The sequence below is a fragment of the Fluviicola chungangensis genome, assembly GCF_007558725.1.
Classification (GTDB): domain Bacteria; phylum Bacteroidota; class Bacteroidia; order Flavobacteriales_D; family Crocinitomicaceae; genus Fluviicola; species Fluviicola chungangensis.
This window is the reverse complement of the sequence record NZ_VLPL01000003.1, coordinates 135,995-161,184: the sequence shown is the minus strand read 5'-3', so window position 1 is coordinate 161,184 and position 25,190 is coordinate 135,995. Positions and strand designations below refer to the sequence as shown.

General features: G+C 42.1%; 23 protein-coding genes. All 23 read right to left on the bottom strand.

The features are described 5' to 3' along the window. Position 1: 1 nt before the first annotated feature. The 23 genes from FO442_RS07040 to FO442_RS06935 all read right to left on the bottom strand — a co-directional run bounded on the left by FO442_RS07040 (position 2) and on the right by FO442_RS06935 (position 25,178). Complete coding sequence (locus FO442_RS07040; RefSeq protein ID WP_144332460.1) at positions 2-538, bottom strand: NADH-quinone oxidoreductase subunit NuoE family protein; 537 nt, start codon at positions 536-538, stop codon at positions 2-4. Position 539: 1 nt separating this feature from the next. After that, the gene (locus tag FO442_RS07035) at positions 540-1,757 is read right to left on the bottom strand and encodes an NADH-quinone oxidoreductase subunit D (RefSeq protein WP_144332459.1); all 1,218 of its coding nucleotides are present in this window, start codon (positions 1,755-1,757) and stop codon (positions 540-542) included. Between the two features lie 10 nt (positions 1,758-1,767). Then, positions 1,768-2,274: an NADH-quinone oxidoreductase subunit C gene (locus tag FO442_RS07030; protein WP_186279962.1), complete on the bottom strand. Its 507-nt coding sequence runs from the start codon at positions 2,272-2,274 to the stop codon at positions 1,768-1,770. Next, entirely contained in the window at positions 2,267-2,815 is a 549-nt protein-coding gene (locus FO442_RS07025; RefSeq protein WP_144332458.1) for an NADH-quinone oxidoreductase subunit B, read from the bottom strand. Before FO442_RS07025 ends, FO442_RS07030 begins: the two co-directional genes overlap by 8 nt. Next, complete coding sequence (locus FO442_RS07020) at positions 2,803-3,168, bottom strand: NADH-quinone oxidoreductase subunit A (RefSeq protein WP_144332457.1); 366 nt, start codon at positions 3,166-3,168, stop codon at positions 2,803-2,805. Before FO442_RS07020 ends, FO442_RS07025 begins: the two co-directional genes overlap by 13 nt. 267 nt (positions 3,169-3,435) lie before the next feature. Continuing rightward, positions 3,436-3,981: a hypothetical protein gene (locus FO442_RS07015; protein WP_144332456.1), complete on the bottom strand. Its 546-nt coding sequence runs from the start codon at positions 3,979-3,981 to the stop codon at positions 3,436-3,438. Positions 3,982-4,439: 458 nt separating this feature from the next. Beyond that, on the bottom strand, positions 4,440-6,269 hold the full coding sequence (locus FO442_RS07010) for a tetratricopeptide repeat protein (protein WP_144332455.1): 1,830 nt from the start codon (positions 6,267-6,269) through the stop codon (positions 4,440-4,442). 7 nt (positions 6,270-6,276) lie between these two features. Then, positions 6,277-6,804 (bottom strand): hypothetical protein, encoded by a 528-nt coding sequence (locus tag FO442_RS07005; protein ID WP_144332454.1) that lies wholly within the window; start codon positions 6,802-6,804, stop codon positions 6,277-6,279. A gap of 151 nt (positions 6,805-6,955) precedes the next feature. Further along, positions 6,956-10,099, bottom strand: a complete 3,144-nt coding sequence (locus tag FO442_RS07000; protein ID WP_144332453.1) for a PKD domain-containing protein — start codon at positions 10,097-10,099, stop codon at positions 6,956-6,958. 310 nt (positions 10,100-10,409) lie between these two features. Then, a complete protein-coding gene (gene serS / locus FO442_RS06995) occupies positions 10,410-11,681 on the bottom strand; it encodes a serine--tRNA ligase (protein WP_144332452.1) in 1,272 nt (423 codons plus the stop codon). Between the two features lie 118 nt (positions 11,682-11,799). Further along, the gene (gene rpmA, locus FO442_RS06990) at positions 11,800-12,069 is read right to left on the bottom strand and encodes a 50S ribosomal protein L27 (protein WP_144332451.1); all 270 of its coding nucleotides are present in this window, start codon (positions 12,067-12,069) and stop codon (positions 11,800-11,802) included. Between the two features lie 37 nt (positions 12,070-12,106). Then, positions 12,107-12,418 (bottom strand): 50S ribosomal protein L21, encoded by a 312-nt coding sequence (rplU, locus tag FO442_RS06985; protein ID WP_144332450.1) that lies wholly within the window; start codon positions 12,416-12,418, stop codon positions 12,107-12,109. A 152-nt stretch (positions 12,419-12,570) separates the two neighbouring features. Continuing rightward, positions 12,571-14,649, bottom strand: coding sequence for a M43 family zinc metalloprotease (locus tag FO442_RS06980; protein ID WP_186279960.1), 2,079 nt, complete (start codon positions 14,647-14,649; stop codon positions 12,571-12,573). Positions 14,650-14,804: 155 nt separating this feature from the next. After that, positions 14,805-14,972, bottom strand: a complete 168-nt coding sequence (locus tag FO442_RS18695; protein ID WP_186279958.1) for a hypothetical protein — start codon at positions 14,970-14,972, stop codon at positions 14,805-14,807. 88 nt (positions 14,973-15,060) lie between these two features. Further along, on the bottom strand, positions 15,061-16,770 hold the full coding sequence (locus FO442_RS06975; RefSeq protein ID WP_186279956.1) for a BatD family protein: 1,710 nt from the start codon (positions 16,768-16,770) through the stop codon (positions 15,061-15,063). 13 nt (positions 16,771-16,783) lie between these two features. Then, a complete protein-coding gene (locus tag FO442_RS06970) occupies positions 16,784-17,515 on the bottom strand; it encodes a tetratricopeptide repeat protein (protein WP_144332447.1) in 732 nt (243 codons plus the stop codon). Then, complete coding sequence (locus FO442_RS06965; RefSeq protein ID WP_144332446.1) at positions 17,512-18,639, bottom strand: VWA domain-containing protein; 1,128 nt, start codon at positions 18,637-18,639, stop codon at positions 17,512-17,514. Before FO442_RS06965 ends, FO442_RS06970 begins: the two co-directional genes overlap by 4 nt. After that, positions 18,632-19,657, bottom strand: a complete 1,026-nt coding sequence (locus FO442_RS06960; RefSeq protein WP_144332445.1) for a vWA domain-containing protein — start codon at positions 19,655-19,657, stop codon at positions 18,632-18,634. The genes FO442_RS06965 and FO442_RS06960 overlap by 8 nt, the downstream gene beginning before the upstream one ends. After that, on the bottom strand, positions 19,654-20,568 hold the full coding sequence (locus FO442_RS06955; RefSeq protein WP_144332444.1) for a hypothetical protein: 915 nt from the start codon (positions 20,566-20,568) through the stop codon (positions 19,654-19,656). The genes FO442_RS06960 and FO442_RS06955 overlap by 4 nt, the downstream gene beginning before the upstream one ends. Then, positions 20,565-21,434, bottom strand: coding sequence for a DUF58 domain-containing protein (locus FO442_RS06950; protein WP_144332443.1), 870 nt, complete (start codon positions 21,432-21,434; stop codon positions 20,565-20,567). Before FO442_RS06950 ends, FO442_RS06955 begins: the two co-directional genes overlap by 4 nt. Positions 21,435-21,440: 6 nt before the next feature. Continuing rightward, positions 21,441-22,457 carry an AAA family ATPase gene (locus FO442_RS06945; protein ID WP_144332442.1) on the bottom strand — a complete coding sequence of 339 codons (1,017 nt, stop codon included), beginning with the start codon at positions 22,455-22,457 and terminating at the stop codon, positions 21,441-21,443. 59 nt (positions 22,458-22,516) lie between these two features. Then, positions 22,517-23,041: an ankyrin repeat domain-containing protein gene (locus tag FO442_RS06940; RefSeq protein ID WP_186279954.1), complete on the bottom strand. Its 525-nt coding sequence runs from the start codon at positions 23,039-23,041 to the stop codon at positions 22,517-22,519. Positions 23,042-23,072: 31 nt separating this feature from the next. Beyond that, positions 23,073-25,178, bottom strand: a complete 2,106-nt coding sequence (locus FO442_RS06935; RefSeq protein ID WP_186279952.1) for an Ig-like domain-containing protein — start codon at positions 25,176-25,178, stop codon at positions 23,073-23,075. Between the last annotated feature and the right edge of the window lie 12 nt (positions 25,179-25,190).

Genomic DNA, 25,190 nt, shown 5'->3' with positions numbered 1-25,190 from the left:
CCTATTTATCTGAATGTTCTTTACGCAAGGTATCCAATAACTCGTCTACTTTCGCAGGAGTTAAGTGTTCGTGGTAATGTTTCCCGCATTGTAACATCGGTCCGTAACCACAAGCTCCCAAACATTCTGCAGTTTTCAATGTAAACATTCCATCTGCTGATGTCTGACCAACTTTAATATCTAATTTTTGTTCAATGTGCTCGATAATCTGATCCGAACCAACCAACATACATGGTCCTGTTCTACAAACTTCCAAAACAACTTTCCCAGGTTTTTCAATGTTAAACATAGTATAGAAAGTTGCTACTTCATACACTTCAATCGGTTGAATATCCAACAAGCGGGCAACGTAATTCATCGTTGGAACGCTTAACCAGCCTCCGAAATCTTCTTCTGCCATGTGAAGAATACGCATCAACGCACTTTTCTGTTTTCCTTCCGGGAACATGTTGATGATGCGTTGTACTTCAACCATTCTCTCAGCGCTGAATTGTGGTTCAGCCTGATCTGTACTATTATGTGTAACTGATATACTCATCTTATGCATCCAATTCTCCTGCAATCACATTCAAACTACTTAAGGTCAATACGGCATCTGAGATGGTTTGTCCTTTAATCATTTCCGGATATGCTTGATAATAAATAAAACAAGGTCTTCTAAACTGAAGTCTGTATGGTGTTCTTCCTCCATCTGAAATCAGGTGAAACCCTAGCTCCCCGTTTCCGCCTTCCACAGCGTGATATACTTCTCCGACCGGAACAGGTGTTTCACCCATAACGATTTTGAAGTGGTAGATCAGGGCTTCCATTTTCGTATAAACATCCGCTTTCGGAGGCAAATAGAATTCGGGAACATCCGGTGAGAAGTGTTTTCCTTCCGGCATATTGTCGTAAGCCTGCTCGATGATCTTCAAACTTTGACGCACTTCTTCCTGGCGCACACAAAAACGGTCATACGTATCTCCCTGCGTTCCCACCGGAATAATGAAATCGAAATCTTCGTAGGAAGAATAAGGTGTCATTACACGCACATCGTAATCTACTCCAGCTGCACGCAGGTTCGGACCTGTAAATCCGTAATCCAATGCGCGTTCTGCGCTGATTGGTCCGGCTTTGATCGTACGGTCCATGAAAATGCGGTTACGCAATAACAAGTCGTCGAATTCCTGGAAGTGTTTATTGAATTCTTTCAAGAATTTCTTGATTTTTACGTGGAATGTCGGAGAGAAATCGCGCTCGAAACCTCCGATTCGACCGATGTTTGTAGTCAAACGTGCCCCACACACTTCTTCATACAATTCATAGATCAACTCACGTTGCTGGAACATGTAGGTAAATCCTGTCAATGCTCCGGTATCTACACCGATTACCGAGTTACAAACCAGGTGGTCTGCAATACGCGCCAATTCCATGATGATCACACGCATGTAATCTACTTTCTTCGGCACTTGCACCCCGATCAATTTCTCCATGGTCATTTCCCAACCCATGTTATTGATTGGAGAAGAACAATAATTCAATCGGTCTGTGATTGGTGTAATCTGATTGTAAGGTCTTCTTTCAGCCAGCTTTTCAAAAGCACGGTGAATGTAACCTACTGTTTGAACTGAATCCAGGATCTTTTCTCCATCCACCGTCAACACGTTCTGGAAAATTCCATGTGTTGCAGGGTGCGTTGGCCCAAGGTTCAGCGTCGCGATTTGTCCGTCGATGGTTTCATCGGCAAACAGGCTTTTATTAGTTGGAGTATCGCTCATAGTTTCTTAATTACCGACCGAAGAAGCGATCGTCTTTATCTTCTCTAGTTGCATCTTCCAAATGGTATTCTTTACGCATCGGGAAGTAATCCATTGAATCCTCGTTCAGGATTCGCGTTAAATTCGGGTGTCCTTCGAAAATGATTCCGAAGAAATCGTATGATTCACGCTCCTGCCAGTCAGCACCCACATAAATATCAGTAATGGACTGAATGGATGGATTTTCAATCGGGAGAAATGCACGAACGCGTAAACGCACATTATTCACCAAGGAATGCAGGTGGTAGTTCACACAGATCTCACGTCCTTTATCGTTTGGAAAATGTGCTCCGCCGATTAATGTGAGAAATGACACTTTCAAAACCTCATCGGTTTTCAACCACGCAATCAGATCGTGTGTTTTATCTGCCTGAATTTCGATGGTCAATAATCCGTATGGTTCTTCGTGATTTCGAACAGCTTCACCGAATTTTTCCTGGATACGGGTTAAAACCGCTTCGTTTGTCAAATTACTCATCGTTCAAATCGTATTTTTTCAACAAATGCTTGTATTCATCCGAATAACGGCGACGCAATGATTCGCTTTTTACCAGGCGGTGAATGTTCATACACCCTTCGATGATTTGCTCCGGTCTTGGCGGACATCCCGGAACATAAACGTCTACAGGAATAACACGGTCAATCCCCTGCAAAACGGAATAGGTATCAAAAATCCCCCCTGAACAAGCACAAGCACCAACAGACAACACCCATTTCGGTTCAGCCATTTGTTCATAAACCTGTTTCAGGATCGGAGCTAATTTCTTTGAGATGGTGCCGGCAACGATCAATAAGTCTGCCTGGCGTGGAGAAAAGGACATACGCTCCATTCCGAAACGCGCAACATCGTAATTACTTCCCATCGTTCCCATGTATTCGATACCACAACACGAGGTAGCAAATGGCAAAGGCCAAACGGAATTCGCACGAGCAGCTCCAATCACCTTGTCAAGCAAAGTCAATTGGAAACCTTCTCCGTTAATGGTTTCTACACCATTGATAATTTCTACTTTTCCCATTCTAAAGCGCCTTTTTTAAGTACGTAGAAAAATCCTGTCAGGAAGAATGCTACGAAAATAATTACCGCGATCAATCCGTCAGACTGTAAGAATTTGAAATTCACAGCGTACGGGTAGAAGAAGATTACTTCCACATCGAACAATACGAATAAAATTGCGGTCAACAAATAACGAATGGAGATCGGGAAACGAGCGTTTCCTACTTCTTCAATACCACATTCCCAGTTGGCATTTTTTTTCTTTCCAAACAACTTGGGGCCCAACATGGGGGCAATCACCAAAACTGTCACAACAAAACCCAGGGCAACACCTGCCTGGAGCAATATCGGTAAGTAATCTTCTGCAGAAGACATAATCTCTAATTTTTAAGACAGGCGAATTTAATACTTTTTAACAAGACAAAATCGCGAAAAATCCTATTTAGATTTAATCTAAATTACAGGGTAAATAGTTTGAAATCCCAGTAAAAACGTTGGTCGAAGAAAAGGATTTATAGAGCGATGATAAAGGCTTGTTGATGAGAAGCGTGCGAATGATCGTCCAATTAAAAATGGAAATGTTAAAAGTTTTTTTCAACTAAAAATACTTGACCATTTTACCGGAAATATTCGATTGCCGAGTTAAAGATTCAATGGAATAGTTGCCACCAGGTTGAAATAATCGTTCCCCAGAAAAAACGGATTTCTATCTGATCCGAAAGCATGCAGATAGGTTATATCCAGGAAGCTCAGTAAAGAGAAACCGATTTCTGCCGAGATCCGGTGATCAGGTTCCGATTTAAAATCTGTGAAACAGGTATACCCCACTCTCACCACTCCGATCTGGTAACGGTATTCAAAAGTTATTTTGGGCGCATACACCATGGATTTGGTGAGTCGGAAATCCATTCCGGCTGCAAGCCCGATATGCGATTCGGGTATATATCCGATCTCATGCCACATAAAAGTTCCCGCTAATCCCAGGAACCCGTATTTTCCCTGCAAGTAATTTACGCGTGCTCCAACTAAAAACGTATCAAAAGTCCGGGTGTATTTTCTCAGTTCTTTTTTCGTTATCCGCGGAATATTATCGGAATTAGACGTATCTGTTTGAGCACAGATCCGATTTTGGTATCCCATCCAACTCATTAAGAACAATAAAAGGATGGATGTGAGTGATCGTTCCATTTTTCAAAGCTTTCTGTAAAGCTCGGAAAACTATCGGAGAAAAAGGTTAATATTTCTCCCAGAACATCACACTTAACATAATATTTGGACAAGCCTGGTTTATTTGATTCAAAAGAGCAGTCCGAAGTGGTATTGACCTCGTTTACAATTTTATAATCGGACGGTAAACTGGTGTTGGTTGCCTTGTACATAAATACTCGAACCCCCGAAATCCCTTCCCCGGTAATTGGATTGACTACCCGACCTTTTGACCGTGACGTTCTTTCAGAATTTGGTGCAGGAATTCAACAACAGAAGAAGGACTGTCAGGACCAAAAAAATCAGTTTCATCGTAGATCATTTTTACAAATTTGCGCAAAATGTTTCAAAAACGAATTGCGATTTTCCGTACTTAATGAAATCGAGTTCCTACAACTCCGGAATGAAAAGTGTGAGTTCGAGTGTGAATATTGAAGAGACTATAAATCCTCCGAATCGGAAACATCTCCGCGCAGTGCACGGTATCGTTTACGAGCTTCCACGGTTAGGAGGCTTCCCTTGCACTCAAACAGGATCTTTTTGTAGTATTCCGCAGCTTTTTCTTTGTCGTGGAGATTTTTCTCATAGATCTCCGCCATGGTAAAGATTGCGTCATCGGAAAGGATGTCGTCCATGTGATAGGTAACGATCTTCTGGAGGTAGTCCAATGCTTCGGGCCATTTTCCCTGGTATTGCATGGCCTGCGCTTTCCGGAAAAGGATCTCATCTGCCAAGCCGTGTGCCGGGAAAGCCTTGTTAATGGAGTCGTACAATTTAAACGCACGGTCGAACTGGTGTTGTTCCAATAATAAATCTGCCTGCGCAAATTGATACATCGCGGTGTAATTGCTGTCCAAACCCAAGTTATCCGTAATCAGCACGGACAGTTTCATTGCATCATTTGCGATGAGTTTACTGGTGGATTCTTTTAAGATATCCAGTTGCGACTGGGCAAATTTAAAATCACCGTCATAATAGAAAATACGTGCATTCTTGAACTTTGCTTCGGAACCGATAGCCTCGAATTTGAAATCCTTATCGATTTGCATGTAGTAAAGGGATGCCTGCCAAATATCGTCCTGAAGCACCAGTACATCTGCCAATGCCATTTTCACTTGTGCTTTTTCCATATCGGACAAGCCCTGAACTGCCAAACAACTATCGAGTAAATCAGCTGCGCCTTTCGCATCATTTCCATAATAGGCTTTGATCTCGGCCAGTTCTTTTGCCGTGTAAACGGCATTTCGTCCCCAACCAAGCAATTTTAACCCTTCCCGGTACTCTTTTTCGGCTTCTATAATGTCTTGTGGCCGGTAGTTCTTCTCGATCGTAATTTCCCGGTAACGGATATTCAGTAAAGCACCATAGGCAGAATAGTAGTTCGGGTTTTGAGTGCCTTGATCAATGATGTATTTATACGCCAATCGGGCAGTTGCATAATCGCTGTTCTCCACACAGGTTTCTGCCAAATCCATTACCCGGTTTCCGGTTCCTTTCTCTCGTCTGTCCAGGGCCTGGGTTTGTACCAATGCCGATTTAAACTCTTTCTTTTGAATAAAGAGCCAGATCAGCATTTCGGAATACACAAAATCATTTGGTTTTTTCTGGATGCGTACCAGTAATTTATCTTTCAATTTTTGATACACTCCGGTTTTATCTTCCGAGAAATCAATCTGTTTCGTGAGTGCATTCTGGATGTTGCTGCTATAATTGGGATATTGGTCCAAAATATCAAAATATTCGTCGATCATTTCGTCTGTTCTTCCCAAGAGGGAATACACTTCGGCAAACTGAATCTGAAGCGGATAATTCTTTTTCAATTCTTTCCTTCCGGATTCCAGTGTTTTCAGTCCCCACTCTACTTTCCCTTTTTTAATAAATGAATTGTAGAGCTCAATGACTTCGTAGCCATTTGAAGCAACTTGTTTGATCCGGTCGTTGTATAATTTTTCGGTTTGTGAAACGCGTTCCGTCCGCTCATACAAATCGCCTAACGCTATGGTATAATCGAAATCGTTTGAATTAGCTGAAACCAACTTCTTCAGGAATTTCTCCGCATCTTTTATCTGGTTAGTTTTCTCCAGGCAATCCACATAACGCAATTGGTCAAACTTCGTACTTTGTTTCGTGATGATTTTCTCGAAATAAGGAAGTGCTTTATCAAACTCGCCGTTGTTGTAATACAAATTTGCCAATTGCTGGTCGGTACTGGTTTGTGCCGAAAGGGCAAAAGAAAGAAGAAGACAACAAAAAAATAAGGCTTGTTTCATGATTTATTTAGTGTACCGCTTTAAAACGCTCAAATGTAGGTTTAAATTGCTCGTAAGATTGTTTAAAATCCATAAATTGTTTCTCGAGGATCAAACTGTGCGAACGGATCTGCTCCGCTTCCTTTCGCTCAAATTGCACGTGTTCATAATAGGTTGAGCGATCTCCGGCCGCATTTTCAATGTCTGATTGTAATTTTTGAAGGCGCTCCCGCTGATCCTGCTGTGCCAAGCGCAGTTGTTTTATTTCAGTGGTGAAAAAATCTGTTGCTCGATAGGCTTGGATAAATCCGTCAATCTCTCTTGCCGTTGCGATGTCGAGTGTATCATTTCCCAGTTCAATATTGAAATTCAAGAGCATTTTTTTTGATTTTCCCCGCAGTTTCAAGACCTGGTTGGTATCCAATTGCTGCAGCAAAACCTGTACGGAATCATTGGTGGATTTGGCAAAGAGCACATCCTCTTCAAACTTACCCAGTTTGCTTTCGCAGGAAGTGACAATTCCAAGTAGTAAGAAAAAAGACATGATTCTTAGCATGAGACTAAATTAAACAAAATGATCCAGGTTTTAAATTTTACCGCAACGAATGGAAGAACGCAAAGAATGAAGATAAACTTCGCGCGCTTTCTCTTTGCGGTAAAAAAGTATGGAATAACAAAAAGCCCTCCGGTAAACCGAAGGGATTCGATTAACGCAATAAACTCAAATGCCCGTTTCTCTCATGCAGGGTGTTTGTCAAATCTTTGAAACGGATCACCCACGTGTATGTTCCGTCCTGAACGCGTTCTGTCCCTGCTCCATACGAACCATCCCAGCCAATTTGCATGTTATGGGATTCAAAGATCAACTCTCCCCAGCGATTATAAATTTCCATTGTAAAATCATTCTCCAAAATACCATATCCCGTTGCCATAAATGTATTGTTGTATTCATCACCATCAGGTGTAAATGCATTCGGTACAAAGAGTTCGAAAGACGGTTTTACGGTTACGGCCAAACGAGCCTGATCCGGACAATTGTATTGATTATTTGCATTCAGAGTAACCTCAAATTCACCATAGGTATCATAACTGTGAGTCGGATTCGTCACGTAACTCATATCGTCGTCTCCGAAATGCCATTCATATTCCGAAGCATTCTGAGACGTGTTGGTGAAATGAAGTTCAGGATCAATCGTTGTAACTTCAGTTTTATCTGCTGTGAACGAAGCAACGGCACGTGGATTAACCGTTACCGTGCCACTTGCAGCTGCAACACTTTGACAGCCATACTGATTGACAATCGTCAAATTAACATCAAATTGACCGGGAGAATTGAATACATGCACCGCTATCATGTCATGAGAAATACTTCCATCCTCAAAAACCCAGGTGTAAATCCATGAAGGGTCATTCGTGCCTGAATTCGAAACGGAAAAATATTCTCCCTGGCAATAAGTCCCCAAGTCCGGATTTAGATTCACAATCGGCGGTTCAGAAACCACTACCGTTACGTCCGAAGTAATTTGTTGGTTACACTGATTTACTGCCAAAATAGTATAAGTGGTTGTCGCTCCCGGTATAATGTTCTGGGTAATCGGGCAGGAAGTGCAATGTGTCCAGGAAAGTACAACCGTTTGATCGGAACCGGTATAAGCTCCAGTTATCACTACCTCTTCTCCCAAACAAATAACTGATTCAGAAATACTTGCGTAGATATCCGCAGGATTTAACGAAATCATGGAAATACTTGTAGAAGATCCGATTACACATCCGTTCGCGTCAGTTATATTACAGGCATATGTAGTTTGAGTAAGTGGTGAAACAATTAATTGATTGGTAGTTCCGGTCTGCGGTGTCCAATCAAATGTGTAAGCCCCGGTACCCCCATTAACCTGTGCTTCAAGAGTTATGGGACTTCCCGGACAAATCGTTGTATCCGGTGAAATTGTCATTGCTAAAGGAGTTGGTTGAGATACGAAGGTATTCAGATTCAAGGTACAGCCATTCGAGTCTGTAATTAGTACGGAGTAATTTCCCGAAACCAATCCGGTAATGGATGTTCCCGTCCCGCCTGTATTCCAATTGTATCCGTATGGAGTCGTTCCACCTGAAACGGAAGCCAGGATGCTTCCATCATTAAATCCGTTACAACTTGGCTGAACAATAGTGAAATTATTTGCCAAAGGCAGAGGTTCGGTGACAATCAAGTTCAAATTGCTCGTACATCCATTTTGGTCCGTAAGGGTTACCATATAATTTCCAGCGCTTAAACTAACTGCTGTTTCTGTATTCTGAACAGGATTGGTATTCCAGCTATACGAATAAGTCCCATAACCTCCTATCCCCTGTACACTAAGTGATCCGTCAGTGCCTCCGAAACAAGACACATTGGTTCTGCTTACTTCACTCACCTGCAGCAAAGGCGGCTCATTAATTACGAATGAAAGAAGTGTATCACAGCCAATGGTATTTAAGATACTGACCGTGTGTTGTCCCGGTGCTAAGTTTAAGACTGAATTGGAAGCATTGTAAGCTCCACCGTCAAAGGCAAATGAATATGGTCCGGTCGATCCGGTCATAGTTACCAACGCTGTTCCGTTGGTCATTCCAAAACAAGAAACATCCTGGGTTTCTATCAAAACCGATTCCAATACAGGATTGAACGCTATTTGAGTACTGTCCGAAACCTCCGGACATCCGGTATTATTCACGGTTTCCACTTGTATTTGGATAGCTCCTGTACTAAACTCTCCGGCACCAGGTAAATAATCTACTACCAATGAGGTATCACTCGGTGAAAAAGTTCCCGAACCTCCTGACCATAAAACTCCCTGCGTATTGGAAGCTGTAGCTGTTAATGTAATTGCCCCGACATAATTCAAACAGACATCTATATTCGCTCCTGCATCAACAACAGGAACAGCTAGCTGTGTTACGTTCACGGTAGCTTGACGAATAACACAGTTCGTTGCATCAGTAATGCTTACTGTATGTGTTCCGGCTGTCAAATCAGCGGTAGCTGTATTTGTACCGTTAGACCACAAATAAGCATATGGAGGTGTTCCTCCAGTCGCTTGAGCTGTTGCAGGAATGGTTAATTCATTTGGGCATAACACTGTATCGGGAGCCAAAATGGTTGCCGTTAACGGGGTGGCAAAAACAACTGTCATCGTATCACAGATTGGTTCGGTAGTACAACCGTTTGCTGCCATCCCACAAACCAGGTAATCAACAACCGGAGGGGCCAGTGAATTATTTATTGCCAAAACCGTATCGCAAGCTGCTGTACACGAAAGCAATCCGTTTTGTGATCCAAATCCTCCCGGATTGATACTGTTCCATGTAATGGTTGTTTCATCGTAAAATTGTACCCATAATTCATCCGAACAACCATCTCCCAATGTCAGGTTCGGGCCAAATATCGGGTTTGGAATGGTTTCAATGGAAAAGGTATTAATATTATTTCCCGGTTTACAAAATGTAAGATGAAACGGACCGGTTCCGTATAAACAGATCGGGGAACCAACCGGTGTAGGTGTTCCGCAATCGATCTGGTAGAAGAGTGCTCCCGGTGGAACTGCCCCCGAAGCAATATTGAATATTACGGCTGCAGAATTCGGATTCAATGTGATCACAAATTCCAGGCATTTATCCGGAGCTGAAGCTCCGCAACAAAACCCATCCCGATCCGTACTTGGACTCAACCAGGTCATATACGGACTTGCCGATAAATCGACATTAAATGTCGGTGTTATGGAATCGCAATACTGCGCATTGGAAATTAGGGGGACAAAAATACATGCGCCAAACAACCAGTTCAGCACACGAAGGAGTGGCACTTTAGTCTTCATAATACAGTTATTAAACTCAACACCTCAATGACGCAAAAAAAATTGAAGCGTCTAACCTGGCAAAAAAAGACTGCTGAATTGCCTTAATCTATAGAAAATTACGATTGGTCTTTTCATAACAGGAATTTGACCTCGAAATTCGACTAAAATGTCTTTAAAATACAAAATAATTGTTGTGTCAATTAACTGTTTGTATGAATATTTCACCGGTATAAATGAATATTTAACATAGCCCTTCTCTAAAATAGTCAATAAAAAAATCGCACGATAAGCTTACCGTGCGATTCAACTGATTTTGTATTGATTCCTGTTAATCTATTCTTGTGAACCCAGTGTACTTATGCAGCACCTCTGGAATTTCAATACCGTCCAGTGTCTGGTAATTTTCCATAATAGACGCCATGATTCTCGGAAGAGCAAGAGCTGAACCATTTAGAGTATGTGCGAGGTAATTCTTTTTGTCGCTTCCTTTGAAACGCAATTTCAGGCGGTTTGCCTGGAACGTATCAAAGCGGGAACAAGAACTGACTTCCAGCCATTTCTCCTGCGCTGCCGAGAATACTTCAAAATCATAGGTCATGGCAGAAGCAAAACCGGTATCTCCTCCACACAAACGCAGAATTCGGTAATGCAATCCCAATTTCTCCAATAATCCCTTCACATGATTCACCATTTCAGTTAAAGCACGGTCTGTATTTTTCGGATGTTCAATGCGAACAATTTCCACCTTATCAAACTGATGCAAGCGGTTCAAACCGCGAACATGCGCTCCGTAACTTCCGGCTTCACGACGGAAACACGGCGTGTAACCCGTCATTTTAATGGAGAAATTCTCGTCCGGAAGCACCACATCGCGGTAAATATTTGTAAGCGGAACTTCAGCCGTAGGGATCATATACAGATCATCCACCGGCATGTGATACATTTGCCCTTCTTTGTCCGGAAGTTGTCCTGTACCATAGGCACTGGCTTCATTCACGACGTGAGGAACAATGAATTCTTCGTAACCCGCCTTTTCTGCCTCGTCCAAAAAGAACTGGATCAATGCACGTTGCAATTTTGCTCCTTTCCCTTTGTAAACAGGGAATCCTGCCCCAGTGATTTTCACTCCCAGTTCAAAATCGATCAAATCAAATTTTTTGGTCAATTCCCAATGCGGAAGTGCATTCTTATGTAAAACAGCCGGCTCACCTACAACTTCCACCGTTTCATTATCTTCTTCATTTTTTCCTGCAACCACTAAAGCATTCGGAACATTCGGAATTTGGTAAAGCAATTGCGTGATTTCATTTTCAAGTGCATCTACCTGCCCTTTTAGCTGGCTCTCTTCTTGTTTCAAATCCGCAGTTTTGGTTTTTGCAGCTTCTGCTTCCGCGGTTTTCCCGCTTTTGAAAAATTCACCGATTTCTTTTGCCATCTTATTCAATTCGGATGCAATAGATTCCATGGATGTTTTTGCTGAACGCCATTGCTGGTCTTTCGCAATAATGGCATCAATAATCTCTGTTACATCGATGTTGCGCTTCCTCAGTGCAGTGATGATCTCATCACGTTCAGCGCGAATTTTAGTCATTTCTAACATAATGAATTGAATTAGTTTCCCGATTGTTGTCGGGTACAAAATTGGTAAATTTAAAATAAAAAAAGGCGAATCCCGAAACTGTCGGAACTCGCCTTTATCAAAAATCTATATTATTCGATTAAGCCTCCGCAGTTTCAAATGGAACTACCGATACAAACGAACGATTATCTCTTTTTTTACGGAACTCAACAGTTCCGTCAGTCAATGCGTATAATGTGTGGTCTTTTCCAATTCCCACATTTTCTCCTGGGTGGTGTGCAGTTCCGCGTTGGCGAATAATAATATTCCCTGCGATTGCCATTTGTCCACCGAAAATTTTCACTCCTAAACGTTTGCTATGAGATTCGCGACCGTTTTTGGAACTACCGACTCCTTTTTTGTGTGCCATGTTTTCTAATTTTTATTCGTCTAATCGCGACGAAGAATTACCCTTTAATATCTGTAATTGTAATTTGTGTAAAAGACTGACGGTGTCCGTTTCTTTTCACATATCCTTTTCTGCGTTTTTTGCGGAAAATGATAACTGTATCACCTTTAACGTGATCATTCACTTGAGCAGTAACTTTTGCTCCTGCGATAGCCGGGGCGCCAATATTCACTTTTCCTCCGTTGTCTACCAATAAAACACGATCAAATTCTACTTTTGATCCTGCTTCAGCGTCTAAACGGTGTACAAAGATTTTTTGGTCTTTTTGCACTTTAAATTGCTGCCCTGCTATTTCTACTATTGCGTACATAACAGATGTTTTAAAATTTAATTTGGAGGGCAAAGATAGCAAAGTTTTTCAACAATCAATGCAGTACAACTATTTTTCTTTAAGTAAAGGACATTTTCTTCAGTTTGGGGATAAGTGTAAGATTATCCACCACTTACCCGGGTAATAAAATTTTATTCCAATACCAAAGGCAAAGAATGCTCTCCATTCGCTCCGCTAACTTTGATAAAATAATACCCCGAACACAACCCTGCCAATGGAATCGAAAGGGTCTTTACATCTTCCAGGTTGCTCGTTTCAAACACCACTCTTCCTTGTGCATCCAATAACCGGACTTTTTGGGGTATCAGTTGATCCCGCCACTTCAATATAGCAAACTCCTCCTTGTCTGCCGGATTGGGATAAACCTCCATCAACCCTTCAGAACCCACTTCATGCAATCCCAACTCGTTCAGTTTCCCAATGCGAATATTGTCCAAAAAGAAATTGTTCCCTCCTTTTGATTCAAAACGGAATTTTACCTGTGTGTGGTCGGTAAAATTTGCTGCACCATTAATCAGGACCGTATCACTCGCCCATTCATTCATTGTTGCCGGAGCAAACGGGGTGGTCCATAATTGACTCACAGATTTCAGTGAGTTTGTTCCCACATATGTTTTTTTAACCAGCCAGTTTTCTCCGCAATCATTGGAAATAAAAATACGCAATAAATCTCCATCACTGGCCAATCGTTGTGCATATGCCCAATCGAACGCAACCGCCAGACTTGTAAATCCGGATAAGTCCAACGGATCGGAAAAGAACTCATATACCTGGTAAGGACCTGCTTCAAAATTATTGATCATCGTCGATTGAGCACTTTGAAAACCGATGCTGGCAATTTCCCAGTTATGCGGTTGACCAACTTCCCGAACCATCCATTTTGATGAAAAATCAGCCAGATCATTTTCGAAACCTTCTGTAATTCCATGATCCGAACCACTTGCAGGAAGTACCGTAATATAATCGGTCACTGTGAGTTCAAGCGTATCGATTCCATTGCTTACACGGATTGTTACATCATAAGTTCCCACTTGATTGTACACCACAATTGCCGTATCATCCGAAGCAGATCCGTTTAAAGTACCCGCTTCGAAAGTCCATAACCTGCTTGTAACGCCATGGGATGAAACATCCTTGAATAAAACCGAATCTCCCTGGCAAATAATTTGCTTACTGGCTTCAAACTTTGCCTCACAAAGCTGATTGTTCAGATCATCGGTTCCTGTCGCAGCAAGGTTAGCAGGTGTCCACAAATTATTTCGTTGTGCTACGGAAGAATTCAAGGCTGCATGCATGCGTATCTTTTGTCCTTCGGTAAACATCAATGCGCAGTACGCATAATCCATATAATTCTGAATATTGTCCAATCCGCTGCACGATGTGGCATTCAAGTTACAGGAAGACCAGCCGATCGTATTCGGAGTATCCGTTACCTCATCATCGTAAGCGCAATTCCCAGCATCTCCGACGGGTAAATAATAGAAATCAGGGACATTGTTTCCTCCCCAGATGTGATACAAGTTCAAATAATGACCGATTTCATGCGAAAGAACGGTTCGTTTGAAATAATCGGATGTTCCGATCGTTCCCACATAATCGTGTCGTATTACGATTCCGTCCCATTCGGGAATCGTATCTGCAACTGCTGGCATCAATGCATGACCCGCTAATCCCGCAGCATCAAAACACACATAAATATTCAGGTATTTTTCTGGTGGCCAATGGATCAGGCTTTTCACCTGGTGATCTCCGGGATATGTTAATACTGAAACCGTCCGTGTAATTCCGGAAGTACAATTGCCATCCGGATCGATTTGTGCCAAACGAATTTCGATTCCTGCATCTGCCGCAATCGATTGAAAAGCGGAGACAATCTGATTGGTATCCGGGTTCAGTTTCCGGTATTGCAGGTTGACTTGTTCAATTGCATCATGAATCTGCGAATCGGTGATATTTTCGGGACCATTGTTATGAATGATGTGAAATACCACCGGAATAATATAAGTTGCTCCGGATTTGGTTGGGTTATCCTGGAATTGTTTGGTAAATGATTCCAGTTTTTTCTTTGATCTCAAAAATCCCTCTTGATATCCGGGATGTTCGTGAAACAATTTTTGCTCCATTTCATCACTTCCACAATGAAGCAATTGTTGGGAAAATGCATTCGAACAACAGGTAAATGCAACAACGAGTAAAAGGATTCCTTTCATGTTTATCGACGAGTAGTAAGTTGGACAAAGATAGGAGCCTGTTTTGAAAGTCTTCCATCCTTTCATCACTTTTAGTGAACTCCGGTTTCTCAAGAAACAAAAAACCCTGATTCCGTATGCACGGAATCAGGGTTCTCAAATATGCCGATGCAAAATTACTTTGCTTCTGAATCGTTCTCTTTTTCAAATACACGTTTTGGACGCATTTGTTGGTTGATTCCCAATGTAATCCAAAAAGGAAGGACAAAGCCCATTAAGAACAATAACATCCAAAATGCCATACCCCCGATCAAAAGAAACAATACGATACCAAAAATGCTCATGATAGTTTAATTTGTGTTTTGTGTGGTAAAAGTAGTAAAAAAATCAAAAGTGAATCTTTTTGGAACAACTTTTCTGTCAAAAAAGACTTTAGGAAGGCAATTGACTTAACAAGTTTTCTGCATGTGCCAAAATCTTCTCCGTTTCTAAATGCTCAGTACCAAATCCGTAGCGGTACTGATCGCACATTTCGATGATTTCGCGTAAGCCCTTAGCAATCTCAGGATTGGTGTCCAATAATCTGTCAAAAGCCTTCTCTCTCGACTGGAAATTACATTTTTCACACTGCTCGATCCGTTGAATGATTGCTTTGGGCAGAAGAATTGCGAAAATGCTTGGATCTTCGACGTGCTTTTCAGCATCTTTCCAGTAATCGATGGTTTCTACGGGAATTTCCGCTTTTGTTTCGTTTAAGAAAACGGGGGTTCTTGGAAGTTCATCCGTTTCGGAGAGTTCAATCTTACCCGTTTCCTTTTTCTTGCGTTTCCTAACTGCCAGGAACACAAACAGAAGGCCCAGCAAACTGGTCGGTGCCACAATTCCTACCCACAATTTAGATTTGGAAGAAGATTTTGTTTTTGTTTCTGACGTAGCTGTTTTCTGAGTTTTCAAGTCAACCATATCAGTATGTGTCCCGGAAGCAGGGTCTGTCAGAACCACCGGATTAAAACTCTTATCCGGAAGTACATGAATGTTGAACGAATTTCCTTTGATCGTTATGTATTTTTCCTTTTCAGGATCAAAATAACTGATCGAGGGGGCACTAAACGCCAGGTCATGGTCTTCCAGCACCTGAATATTGAATCGGTAAGTAATCATTCCTTCCGCACCGCTTTCAGTGAATTCGATATCTTCAATCCGTTCCGGATCCCCGTAAATCGAGCAACCCTTTGGCAATTTTAATTTCGGAGCATTGGAATTATGCAGGTTTCCTACTCCTGCAATAACCAACTCAAGTGTGAATACTTCGCCTTCTTTGATCTCTTTGGTTGGGCTTTTTTGAGAAAGCCGGTACTCACCTACCGCCCCGATGAAATCTTTTGGAGCATTCCCAGGCAATGGTTTGATGTTGATATACAATCCGGATGAACGGAACCGCATGGTTTTGGAGAACAAAGAGCCATGACAGCGCAATGCCATTTCAAAAGGTTTGATATGGCATTTTCCGGTACCGACCGGGATCAGCAACTGCTTTCCATACTCGAATGCCAAGGCATCTTTTCCGTTTACACGGGTCTGCTCTACCTCCACACGACCGTTCGGGAAGGAGTGCTCTTCCATGGAAATATCTGCTTTAAAGTCAGAATATCCTTCCAAATACTCAATATTTATATAGGAAAATACCTTCGCTTTCAGTAAAATAGGTTCTCCCTCATACACACTTGTCTTTTTGCACTGGATAAAACCAAACACCGGGTCGTTTGAATTGACCTTGTTGTCTTCTTCCGAAGCTTCGGTTACTTTAATGGTAATCTTATTCGATCGGTAGACTTTATTTCTAAACGTGGTATAAGCATAGAACGAATAGGTTCCTTCTTTCTTGAAGGCTCCGGTTTGTTGCATGTAATAGTAGGTTTTGATCTTACCGCTCGGATCCATTTTTTGTTCCATGCCATGCATGACGTTCAGATCCACTTCAAATTCAACCGGAAAATCAATTTTCATGGATCCTTCCACATTGGCTGTAATGGTAAAACTCAGGTGCTCATTGACACCTAATTCCTTCTTATCGGATGTCAGCGCAACTACCGGTTTTTGAGCAATAGAAATCTGACTCACCAGTGTGAACAAAAACAACATTAATTGCCATTGATTACCAGTCTTTTCTTGCACTCTTACCACCTGTAGTACCTTTTGAACCATCCAATCTTTTCTTTGTATTCATTTCCTGCTTACTAAACTCATCGAGTTTGCGCTCGGTTTCTTTGTCTTGTAGTTTTTTTTCTTCGCTCTTTTGCTGTTGCGATTTTTGATTTTGCTGGTTTTGGTTTTGTTGATTATCCTTTGAATTATTCTGTTGATTCTGTTGATTCTGTTGATTCTGTTGATTCTGTTGATTCTGACTATTATTTTGATTGTCTTTATTCTCTTTATCCTGTTTGTTTTGTTGTTGCTTTTTCTGTTGTTCCCATAATCTTTTCGCCTCAACTAACCGTTGTCTTGCCTTTTCATTTTCTGGATCCATTCTCAAGATCTGTTTGTATGTTTCCACAGCATTTTGAAAATCCTGTTGCTTCATACGGGATTCTCCCAAACTTGTTCTGGCCCGGATCTCTTTTTCTTTCGTCTCAGCATTATTCGCCTGACGTTCAAAGTTTTCTGCGGCAGTTCCAAAATCATTCGCACGGTAAGCGGTCTGACCAATCTCCTGAGACAAATCTACGTCATTTGGAGCTATTTGATCGGCTCTTTTATAATACTTTAACGCTTCTTTGTAGTTTCCTTTTTTGTATAACCTTCTGGCTTCGTTGAGTGTCTCTTTCCATTCCTGCCCGAAAGAAGTTAAGGTTACCATACACAAAATGATTATCAATACTGTTTTCATGACTTATGCGGATGGATGATAATGGGTAAAAAGAAGTAGCAGATCATACACAAGAGCGCTAAAATTGTAGGAATGTAAAAATAGTTTTTATCTACCTTAAATTCTACTTTCATCACTTGCTTATTTTTTGTGTTCTTATAATTCGCTGCAATATCATAGATATTCGGGAACGGGCTATCTGAAGTTACTAAAATACTTCCGGATTCACCAGCCATGCGTGTCAATCCTTTTTGATCGATTTTAGACACAACCGCCTGTCCGTTTTCGCGTTTATATCCTTCGGATTCATCGTAAGGATTATTCGGTATGAGGCCACCTTTTGCAGAGCCCAGACCCAAATAGGCTAATTCTACGTTTTTCTTTTTGAGTTCCGTCAATTGTTTTTTCCAAAGTGCTTCGTGGTCTTCTCCATCCGTAATCACCAGGATCGCTTTCCCGGATTCCGTGTCTTTAAATTGGTCCTGCGCAACCTCCAGGGCTCTTCCGATATTCGTTCCCTGATCCGAGATCATGGAAGTTTCTATATCCGGAACAAACAACTTGGCTGCGCCGTAATCCATTGTCAACGGAAGCTGTGTATAGGCATCATTTGCGAAAACCACCACTGCGATCCGCTCGCCTTTCAATTGATTTAACAATTCCCCGATTGCATTTTTTGCCGCAGTCAGACGGCTTGTTTTATTTCCACCCATGTCCTTGGTATTCATGGAATTCGAAATATCCAGGCAAATAACCAGGTCGAGTACCCGCTTGGAACCATTCACTTTTCGTGATCCTGCTACTGGTTGGGCCATCGCCAGTACCACAAAAAAATAGGTGCTCCGCAATAAAAAATAATGTAAAAAGGCTTTAACCGGCTCAAATCTTACCCACAACATCCGCGTGGAACCATAACCGGAATATTCCGCATAAATCTGTGCTTTCCATCTCCATTGAATCCAGGTTAATATCCCTAAAAGCGGAATAATCGCCCACAAACCAAGCATTTCGCTGTGAAGCAGTTTTACTCCCCAACTTTCCAACGGGACAAACACATACATGACGAGTACCAGCGACCACCAAATTGCTTCGGAAACGAGCAACCCTTTCACCAAATGATTGTATGTATTGTTCTCTCTAATCATCCAACTTGAATTTCAACCGTTGAACCCCCCAGGCTGCAAGGGAAAACAACATACTCCAAATAAAAAAGGGAAATAAGGTCAATGGTGGTTCTACAGCTAAATGCTGATCTTCCATTTTCCGTTTTTCCAGCTTGTCAATTTCCGCATAGATTTTTTCCAGCGATTTTTCATCCTGTGCGCGAAAGTATTTTCCGTTGGTCAACTTGGCAATATCTCTCAATATCGCTTCATCAATTTCTACGGGAACATTCTGATAAATAACACCAAAAGGAGTTTGAACCGGTGTCGGTGCCATCCCATTTGCCCCCACACCGATGGTATATACTTTACATTTCTTCTGTTTTGCCAACTCAGCTGCTTCCATCGGGTCGGGTCCCGTATTGCTGCTGCCATCTGTTAACAGGATAATGACTTTGGAAGGCAAACTGTCACTTCTCAACCTGGTGACTGCAACTCCCAGGCCACTTCCGATAGCCGTTCCGGGCTCCAGGTATCCCGGTTCAATGGCCGTAATCTGATCTTTCAACAATTTGTAATCCAAGGTAGCAGGACATGCAGTATACGCTTCTCCTTCATAAACAACCAACCCAACCCGGTCACCTTTTCGGGAATCCACAAATTTCTTGGCCACGCGTTTTGCGACTTCCAATCGGTTCGGATCAAAATCCTGCGCGAGCATAGACCCGGAAGCATCAATAGACAAAATAATATCGATCCCGTTCTTGTAATCAATTTTAGGAGGATCTATGGAAGTGTTGTAAGGTTCTGCCAGTGTCAGAATCAAACAAGCCATTGACATTGCATAACAGGTGGTTATTCCCCAGCGGATATAACGCACCCATCCGATCGAATAGGATAATTGCTCTTGCTCCGAATTGGCGTACTTTAATTGACCAACCCGGGTTTTCTGCAGGTATTCCCAGAAAAACAGGAGCACAGGAATTGCGAGCAGGAGCCAAAGCATATGCGGATTGTAGAAATCATATTCCCAAAAAAATATGTTGAAATAGCGACTCATTCCGGGATTTCCAATGGACTTAATTCTGTTACAATTTCCTCTAAACGAAATAGACTGGACCGAATATGCATATCATGCAATTCTGTTTTGGCGAATTTCACCATATCGGCTTCCCTTAAAAGCACTTCGACCCTTCTGATCATATTCAGATCAAGGCCCTTTAACTTTAAGAGGGAAATGGTTTCATACGTTGTGCGCTCCATCAGGTTTAGTTCATAGCGGGTACTCAAATACATCTTCAATACGGAAGAAAAGGCGACATAATGCGATTTGGTTTTGCCGTGCAGCCAATCCTCCTTTTTCCGGAGTTGCTGAATTGCAAGTAAGGTCCGTTCTCTCAAACTCAATTCTTCGGATTTCCGGATTTTCTTGCGTTTGTTCCAAAGAATTCCAATGACTATCCCGGCAACTACTATCAGTAGAACCCACCAGTATTTTTTGAACAGCCTCCAATATTCATTTTCCGGTTCGATTGGAATTTCTTCAATTCCATCTTTCACCTTTTTCTTAACAAATCCTACATACAGGTTGGGTGCTCTAAATGAAAAGGTAGAGTCTTTCCAGCTCATCCACAATTCCGGCAAACGGTATTTGGCAGAATCCCAGGCTATCAGCGTATAAACTCCTTTCCAGTATTTGATCCCGTTCCGAGTATAGGAGGTATCTTTAAACGATTCTATTTCCAATTCTCCTCCCGGCTTCCAGAGTGTTTGCCCCTTGTGAGTAATGTCACAGATAAACACATCCGAAATAGGATTGTAATCAAAACGGGATGGCTTGTGTTTTACCAGGATGGTCAAATGCGCTTTATCACCGATGCGAACGGAATCTTTTTCCCAGTACACATGCTTTGTTTGTGCAAAACCTGCTCCAAAACACCAACAGATAAGTATGGATAAAACACTTCTCATTTCCGGCGTTTGAACAATTGAAGCAAGGGTAAATAAACGTGATCTCCGACTTCAAAAAAAGCCGCATCAATTCCCAATTGAAGAAAGAAAGCCTCATTTTTTTCTTTCCGAAGGAGGTGTTTTTTTTCGTAATCTTTTCTTACCTGTGCAGAAGAACTGTCTATCCAATTCGTTCGATTGGTTTCTGCATTCAGCCAGCGCACAAATCCTACATTCGGAAGATTTGCTTCTCCCGGATCGCTTACACCCAATGCCACCAAATCGTGCTTTCTTGCTGTATTGGCAAATCCTTCTTTACTTAGTTCCAATTGGGAAAAATCGCTGATTACGAAACAAATGCTTCGTTGTTTGAAAATATTGCGGGCATATTTCAATCCCATATCCAAACTGGTGCCACTCGATTTGGGTTGAAGGTTAATGAGCTTACGCAACAAAAAGTGTACATGTCCGAAACCCTTCTTAGGCGGAACATAATATTCCACTTCATCTGAAATAAAAATCGCTCCTACTTTATCATTCTTTTTTGCTGCTGAAAAAGCCAGGGTTGCTGCCAATTCAACAGCAAGGGATATTTTTGAATCTTTTCCTTGTCCGAAATACATCGAACCCGAAACGTCGATAATCAGCAAAACCGTTAATTCCCTTTCTTCTTCAAAAATTTTTACAAATGGTTCTCTGAAACGGGCTGTTACATTCCAATCGATTGATCGTACATCATCTCCGACCTGATAGGATCTCACTTCACTAAAGGACATACCACGACCTTTAAACGCAGATTGATATTGTCCTGCGAATACTTGTTCGGTCATACCGCGAGTTTGAAGCTCAATGGTACGAATGCGCTTTAATAAGGCTTCCTTATCCATGACAATTTATGGAACTTCTACACGCTGCAATAAACGTTCTATGATTTGTTCCGGCTTTACTCCGTCTGCCTCCGCCTCGTAGTTCAAACCAACCCTGTGGCGAAGTACATCCATCGCAACCGTTCTCACATCGTCCGGAATAACAAAACCACGCTGTTCCAGGAACGCATTCGCTTTGGCAGCTAATGCCAGATTGATGGTTGCCCGCGGTGATGCTCCATATAACAGGTATTTTGAAATTTCCGAAACTCCGGCAGTCGCCGGATTACGGGTAGCATCCACAATATCCACAATGTAACGCTCTACTTTTTCGTCCAGGTAAATGGAACGCGTTAAATGTTTTCCTTTGATCAGGTCCTCGGGATGCATGACGTGTGCGATTTTTTCCAATCCTTCAGGCCGTACATTGGAACGTAAGATCAACTGCTCTTCCTGTTTGGATGGATAACCCATAAACACTTTCAGCATAAACCGATCCACCTGTGCTTCGGGCAAAGGATAAGTACCTTCCTGCTCGATAGGGTTTTGGGTTGCTAAGACTAAAAACGGTTTCGGCAATTCAAATGTAGAATCCCCGATCGTAACCTGGCGTTCCTGCATTGCTTCCAGTAAAGCCGCCTGGACTTTCGCCGGTGCACGGTTGATTTCATCTGCCAAAACAAAATTGGCGAAAATCGGTCCTTTCTTTACCGCAAACTGCTCTGATTTCTGCTGATAGATCAAGGTTCCCGTCACATCGGCAGGAAGTAAATCGGGAGTAAACTGGATCCGGGAAAACTCTCCCGAAACAGCACTTGAAAGCGTGCGAATCGCCAATGTTTTTGCCAGTCCCGGAACACCCTCCAATAGCACGTGTCCGTCTGCAAGCAAGGCAATTAACAGACTTCGAACCATGTTCTCTTGTCCAACAATTACTTTTCCAATTTCGCGACGCAATAAATCGTATTTCAGTCCTTCTGTTTTGATCTCAGTTGCAATTACCTGCAACTGCTCCGAAGGAGATAAATTAGGTATATCCATCATAGTTTTAGCCTAAGGTCGCAAATATGTAAAAGAATGTTCTTTAGGGGGGATAAATGCTGTTAATTTATGTTAAGCATGTCTTGATTAACACTACCTAAAACTCGATGACTTTTTACTAATTCCTGTATTTCAACGTTTGCAAGTGACATCGCCAGGGAATAGGCTGTTTGATTATCCTTGTTCGTAATGTTCAGGTCCGAACCAGCATCCACCAGGATCTTTACCATTTTCAGGTTTTGGTTCAGCACCGCATACATCAAAGCTGTATTTCCATCCGGGCCCTGCGCATTCAACTGAGCACCCTTTCTAACCAGTAATGCAGCCAATTCTGTATTATTCTGATAACACGCCGCCTGCAGTGCACTGCCTTCAGCAGAAGGACGATTGACATTTGCTCCGTTCCTGATCAAAAATCCGGCGCATTTGGTTTGTCCGCGGTAACAGGCAATCATTAAAGGATCGAAACCCATTGCATTCGCCTTCTGAATGGTGTCTTTATTCAGGGCAATCAGTTTTTTGAGCTGCTTGATGTTTCCTGTTCGTGCAGCTTCAAACACATCCTGTGAATAAGCAGAAATTTTCATGAAAATGAAAATACTCGCTAAAAATGACATTTTAATCCACATAAATCCGGAAGAAAGAAGGTGTTTTATTTTGTTGAATTTTCACAATATAAATCCCGGAAGGAAGATTATCCAGAACTGTAAGCTTCGCATCCAGTTTGCGAACTGTCCTTCCACTTGCATCCATCACTTCTCCGGACGAATACGGGATTTTGATGATCAACGCTTTCCCATTCCAGGAATATTCGTTGGTTAACTCCTGTAATCCGTTTTCCAGCACTGCTCTAAAAGTCCAGGCTGTTGTATCGGTGATTCCTGCAAATGCATTTCCTGCCAAATCGGCAACTGCATCATTGTCAATTAAAATGTGATAATGAGCCGCCAGCGATAAACCTCCCTGATTCAGGGTTACCGAATTGGTTGTTGTACTGATATTACCCAACGCACTGCTGAATTCTACTGTTGTCAGATTATCTTCGTCTACGAGGAAGTAACTCCCCGTACCCGGTACAATATTTTCACTGAAAATGATTGTCGGAGTGACATTCAAAAGCACATTGATACTATTATCTGCCGGATCAAGACTGGCAATCGTCGGTGCCGTAAAATCTCCAACGGTAAAATTCCACAAAGTATTCGTTGTTATTCCGGCAAAGTCATTTCCTCCGAGGTCCTTAATGAATCCAGGATCAATATTAACATAGTAATCCGTGTTTTCAGTTAAGGGATTAACGGTTGAAAAATTCACGGTGACGCCATTCACCAATAACTGGGGCGATCCGAAACCAAATGATTCTACAAGCGTTCCGGAGGAAGTATAAATTTCTATCACTCCTACCGCGGAGATTTGCACATCTTCCGTAAAGGAAATACTGAAACTTCCATTTACAGGAACGTTTGTGGCATCATCTGCAGGAGAAAACGGAGCAACGGCCAATGGAGGTGTTACATCATTTGTATTGAAATTCCAGGTGGTATTTGTTGAAAATCCCGCGTAGCTGTTGTTTGACATGTCCTTAATAGCTCCCGACTGAACATTTACGTAATAATTGGTATTCAGTACCAAATCCGTTGGGTTGATCGTTACCACCGATCCGGAAAAGGAAATTAATGGACTGGTAAGCACGTCGTAAGATTCAACCAGCGTTCCTGTACCGCTATACAATTGAATTTCACCTGTCCCCGCTTGAATTGCTTCGTTGAAAGTCAGGGAAAGCGGGGTTGTCAGAGCAACTCCTATCGAATTATCAGCCGGAACAAAAGGCGCGGCAATCAAAGCCGGTGGTGTAACATCATTGGTATTGAAATTCCAGGTGGTATTGTCCGAAATTCCCGGAAAGAAGTTGTTTGCTGCATCTTTGAAGGCAGTAGCATCAATTTTCACGTAATACGGTGTGTTGATAACCAGGTTTGTCGGTGGATTATAGAAAAACGTACTTCCTGAGAGTGTTGCATTCGGATTGCCGTTTGAAACCGTTTGAATGACATTATCATTCCCATCGTAGAGTGTTACCGATCCCGTTCCCCAGGAGACATTTTCAGAGAAATTGATCGTTAAATTGGTTGTAATACTCACTCCAACAGCATCATCAGCTGGAATAACAGTTGAAATTGCAGGAGGTGTTACATCGGGAACAACCCAGTTGCGAACGATTCCACTTGCCCTGTTGCTTGCTCCATGATATTGTAATTGATTCGTTGCACTTGGCCCATGTGACCAAAACAGATTTTGGCTTGTTGCTGCAAAATTGAATGTTACGTCATTGGGATCTCCGGTATTCAGCGCTCTCGTTGCTACAATCGTGCGGCTTCCTCCGGAAACATTGTTGGAAACAACCGTCCAGTCTTGTTGTGCATCTACCGAAGGTTCAACTCCCTGCCCGATCATTCTGTGATCACGCAATTGAAGTGGTGCCGCCCCTGTTCCTAAAGTCGACCAGATAATCGCATCATTTCCTGTGGCCATCCCGGTTCCAAATCCAAAAGCAATAAAACGATCCGATGGCCCCTGAACGGTTACGGTAATATCTGTTGTAGTCATTACGGCACCAAAATACATTCCACTACCAACAGTGAGTTCGGAGAATGCAATTTCTTTGGTCTGACCAAAGCCGAGCAAAGGACAAATTGCAACCAGCAAAAGGTAAACTTTCTTCATAATCAGTAGTGT

What these genes read in the sequence shown, in the direction of transcription:
- FO442_RS07040 (WP_144332460.1), bottom strand. Translation starts at nt 538, where the DNA reads ATGAGTATATCAGTTACACATAATAGTACAGATCAGGCTGAACCACAA.
- FO442_RS07035 (WP_144332459.1), bottom strand. Translation starts at nt 1,757, where the DNA reads ATGAGCGATACTCCAACTAATAAAAGCCTGTTTGCCGATGAAACCATC.
- FO442_RS07030 (WP_186279962.1), bottom strand. Translation starts at nt 2,274, where the DNA reads ATGAGTAATTTGACAAACGAAGCGGTTTTAACCCGTATCCAGGAAAAA.
- FO442_RS07025 (WP_144332458.1), bottom strand. Translation starts at nt 2,815, where the DNA reads ATGGGAAAAGTAGAAATTATCAATGGTGTAGAAACCATTAACGGAGAA.
- FO442_RS07020 (WP_144332457.1), bottom strand. Translation starts at nt 3,168, where the DNA reads ATGTCTTCTGCAGAAGATTACTTACCGATATTGCTCCAGGCAGGTGTT.
- FO442_RS07015 (WP_144332456.1), bottom strand. Translation starts at nt 3,981, where the DNA reads ATGGAACGATCACTCACATCCATCCTTTTATTGTTCTTAATGAGTTGG.
- FO442_RS07010 (WP_144332455.1), bottom strand. Translation starts at nt 6,269, where the DNA reads ATGAAACAAGCCTTATTTTTTTGTTGTCTTCTTCTTTCTTTTGCCCTT.
- FO442_RS07005 (WP_144332454.1), bottom strand. Translation starts at nt 6,804, where the DNA reads ATGCTAAGAATCATGTCTTTTTTCTTACTACTTGGAATTGTCACTTCC.
- FO442_RS07000 (WP_144332453.1), bottom strand. Translation starts at nt 10,099, where the DNA reads ATGAAGACTAAAGTGCCACTCCTTCGTGTGCTGAACTGGTTGTTTGGC.
- serS (WP_144332452.1), bottom strand. Translation starts at nt 11,681, where the DNA reads ATGTTAGAAATGACTAAAATTCGCGCTGAACGTGATGAGATCATCACT.
- rpmA (WP_144332451.1), bottom strand. Translation starts at nt 12,069, where the DNA reads ATGGCACACAAAAAAGGAGTCGGTAGTTCCAAAAACGGTCGCGAATCT.
- rplU (WP_144332450.1), bottom strand. Translation starts at nt 12,418, where the DNA reads ATGTACGCAATAGTAGAAATAGCAGGGCAGCAATTTAAAGTGCAAAAA.
- FO442_RS06980 (WP_186279960.1), bottom strand. Translation starts at nt 14,649, where the DNA reads ATGAAAGGAATCCTTTTACTCGTTGTTGCATTTACCTGTTGTTCGAAT.
- FO442_RS18695 (WP_186279958.1), bottom strand. Translation starts at nt 14,972, where the DNA reads ATGAGCATTTTTGGTATCGTATTGTTTCTTTTGATCGGGGGTATGGCA.
- FO442_RS06975 (WP_186279956.1), bottom strand. Translation starts at nt 16,770, where the DNA reads ATGTTGTTTTTGTTCACACTGGTGAGTCAGATTTCTATTGCTCAAAAA.
- FO442_RS06970 (WP_144332447.1), bottom strand. Translation starts at nt 17,515, where the DNA reads ATGAAAACAGTATTGATAATCATTTTGTGTATGGTAACCTTAACTTCT.
- FO442_RS06965 (WP_144332446.1), bottom strand. Translation starts at nt 18,639, where the DNA reads ATGATTAGAGAGAACAATACATACAATCATTTGGTGAAAGGGTTGCTC.
- FO442_RS06960 (WP_144332445.1), bottom strand. Translation starts at nt 19,657, where the DNA reads ATGAGTCGCTATTTCAACATATTTTTTTGGGAATATGATTTCTACAAT.
- FO442_RS06955 (WP_144332444.1), bottom strand. Translation starts at nt 20,568, where the DNA reads ATGAGAAGTGTTTTATCCATACTTATCTGTTGGTGTTTTGGAGCAGGT.
- FO442_RS06950 (WP_144332443.1), bottom strand. Translation starts at nt 21,434, where the DNA reads ATGGATAAGGAAGCCTTATTAAAGCGCATTCGTACCATTGAGCTTCAA.
- FO442_RS06945 (WP_144332442.1), bottom strand. Translation starts at nt 22,457, where the DNA reads ATGATGGATATACCTAATTTATCTCCTTCGGAGCAGTTGCAGGTAATT.
- FO442_RS06940 (WP_186279954.1), bottom strand. Translation starts at nt 23,041, where the DNA reads ATGAAAATTTCTGCTTATTCACAGGATGTGTTTGAAGCTGCACGAACA.
- FO442_RS06935 (WP_186279952.1), bottom strand. Translation starts at nt 25,178, where the DNA reads ATGAAGAAAGTTTACCTTTTGCTGGTTGCAATTTGTCCTTTGCTCGGC.